General features: G+C 47.7%; 1 protein-coding gene. It reads left to right on the top strand.

The features are described 5' to 3' along the window. Window positions 1–170: 170 nt before the first annotated feature. A partial coding sequence (locus tag E1189_RS23600; RefSeq protein WP_230460185.1) for a hypothetical protein occupies window positions 171–968 on the top strand: 798 nt, incomplete at its 3' end.

Genomic DNA, 968 nt, shown 5'->3' with positions numbered 1-968 from the left:
GGCAGGGGGCCTGCCGTCACCGTACCCAGGCATTTATTGCTCTGTGCCGCTATTTCAATATTTCGGCAAGATATGTTTCCAGTGGAATTCATGGTTTTCCTGAGTACTCACTGGATAACGGGAACACATGGCGAGCTCAGGACTTGGGTGGTGCACCGGGAAAATTATCGATGCATGCCCCCGACTTTCAGTCTGTTGTGACCGGACAGGCGCTGACTGGCGGCCAGTGGATGTCTCAGTTATTCAGTGACATGAATTTTGAAAAGATAGATGCACTGGGAAAGGCTCTTGGAATCAGTTCGGAAAAAATCATCCAGTCGGTACAAAGTGGTACGGCGTTACAGACAAGTGCAACATCCGCTTCAGACGTCGACGATATTGTCAAAAAACTCTGGGAGCAGAAGTCGGACAGTAACGCCTTTGTCCTGGGGAGTGAGTTACTAAAAAGTGGGGCTAAAGAGAATATTCAAAAGTGCTCTCTGTTAGGCGACTGGGTCGGTTTCACTAGTCCACTCGCTTTGGCGGTAGATAATTTGGTTCGTTCGGATCAATCTGTTGATATTGTGTTACAAGAGCTTCAGGGCTTACACGAAAAAATGGTCCAGACCGGCTCAGCCAGGCACGACAACTGGCAATATTCCATAGTCAGTATACTCACTCGGGCCTGTGACTCTCTGGGTGTCCATTCACCTCAGGTTATAGCCATTGCCCAGGTCGCTATTCAACAAAATTGGCTAGAACCAGAACATTGTCCTCATACTGAGGCAGGGACACTTCATGTCCTGTTAAAAAGGCTGGACGCTATCAATGAACTCAAAGCATCGGTACAACGCCTCTTGAAAAACTGGTATACCCATTTTTATGGTAAGAAAAGAGACACAGACATCTATATCAGGATAATATTAGGCGCCGTTTCACCTTTAGCCCTGCCAATATACAGTGGGCATTCCCCCATGCTGGAGGCCAGA

Source organism: Parendozoicomonas verongulae (assembly GCF_009711465.1).
GTDB classification, from domain to species: Bacteria; Pseudomonadota; Gammaproteobacteria; order Pseudomonadales; family Endozoicomonadaceae; genus Sansalvadorimonas; species Sansalvadorimonas verongulae.
Note: the sequence above shows the minus strand (reverse complement) of the source record. Positions and strands in the feature narration are given on the sequence as shown.